Source organism: Formivibrio sp. oc-25, from assembly GCF_055810895.1.
The window spans coordinates 1-1,462 of the sequence record NZ_JBVVOL010000082.1; the positions used below are offsets into that span (position 1 = coordinate 1).

General features: G+C 64.3%; 1 protein-coding gene. It reads left to right on the forward strand.

Going from position 1 to position 1,462, the window contains the following annotated elements; all coding sequences use genetic code 11:
- Positions 1-131 precede the first annotated feature (131 nt).
- The gene (locus AC0KVQ_RS16405; protein ID WP_473422270.1) at positions 132-1,454 is read left to right on the forward strand and encodes an IS4 family transposase; all 1,323 of its coding nucleotides are present in this window, start codon (positions 132-134) and stop codon (positions 1,452-1,454) included.
- Positions 1,455-1,462 lie beyond the last annotated feature (8 nt).

Below are 1,462 nucleotides of genomic sequence, written 5' to 3' on the forward strand. Positions count from 1 at the left end.
CCATGCCTTTCAATGTCTTTCGATCGTTATCATTTAAGCTGTCGAGCACCCGAGATTTCGGGTGACCCAAGGAGCTAAAAATCTGGCAGGAAGTCATTGAACGATTCGAGCAGCAGGCTCCCGGTGCTGTCATGGCGCACTTGGCGTTGGATCAAGCATTGCCGGCCAGCTGGATAGACGAGGTGTTCCAGAATCATCGCAGTCGGCAATACCCGCGTGAGCTGCTGTTCTCCAGCGTGGTGGAGTTGATGCTGCTGGTCACGCTGGGGCTGCGGCCTTCGCTGCATTCGGCTGCACGCAAGATGGCCCAGCGCTTGCCCGTGTCGCTGGCCGCGCTGTATGCGAAGGTGCAGCGCACCGAGCCTGCAGTGCTGCGTGCGCTGGTGCAAGGCAGCGCCGAGCGCTTGCTGCCCCTGGCCAGCCATCTGCCTGAGCGCCAGAGCCTGCCGGGCTGGCAGTTGCGGGTGTTCGACGGCAACCATCTGCCGGGCAGCGAGAAGCGGCTTGCGGCGCTGCGTGGATTCCAGGGCGCGGCACTGCCGGGCCACACGCTGGTGGCCTACGACCCGGACAGCGCCCTGGTGTGTGACATCGTGGCCTGCGAGGACGCGTATGAGAGCGAGCGCACGGGTGCCGCCACCCTGATCGAGCGTGCCCAAGCCCGGCAGGTGTGGATCGGCGACCGACATTTCTGCACGCTGGCCATCATGCAAGGACTGGCCGCGCGCGGGGCGGGCTGCATTGTGCGCGAGCATGCGCACCATCCACGCCTGCAGTCGTGCGGGCCGTGGAGCACGCAAACGGACATAGAGACCGGGCGTGTGCGCGAGCAGGCCATCGCGCTGGTCGAACCCCACGCAGGCGAATTGAGGCACTGGCGACGTGTCGAGATCGCCCTGCACGCGCCGACCGACTCAGGCGATCAGACGCTTGTGCTGTGGAGCAATCTGCCCCCCGAAATCGACGCGGCTACGATCGCACGGCTGTACCGCAAACGCTGGCGCATCGAGGGTATGTTCGGGCGGCTGGAGTCGGTGCTCAACAGCGAGATCAAGACGCTGGGCCATCCACGCGCAGCCTTGCTGGGCTTTGCGGTGGCGGTGCTGGCGTACAACGTACTGGCCTTGCTCAAGCAGTTCATCGAACGGGCGCACCGCTCAGAGCACCCCGAGCTGGACGTCTCTACCTACCATCTGGCCGTGGACATCGCAGCCGACTATGGACCCATGCTGCGTATGCTGCCCCCCGAGCACCTGCCGCGCGCGTGCAGTGACCACCGGCAGCTGGTTGAGCATCTGCTACGGCTGGCCGCACGCATGAGTCCCAAGCAACTGGCCACCTCCAAACGCAAGCCCACGATCACCAAAGCCAAAGGCTATGTGGATGGCTCCATCGCCCGCTCACATGTCTCCACCGCTCGCATCCTCAAACAGGCAGCAGGGAAAAGACCTTGAAAGGCATG

Excerpts from the sequence above, each read along its gene's own strand:
- AC0KVQ_RS16405 (WP_473422270.1), top strand. The coding sequence starts at position 132 with ATGGCGCACTTGGCGTTGGATCAAGCATTGCCGGCCAGCTGGATAGAC.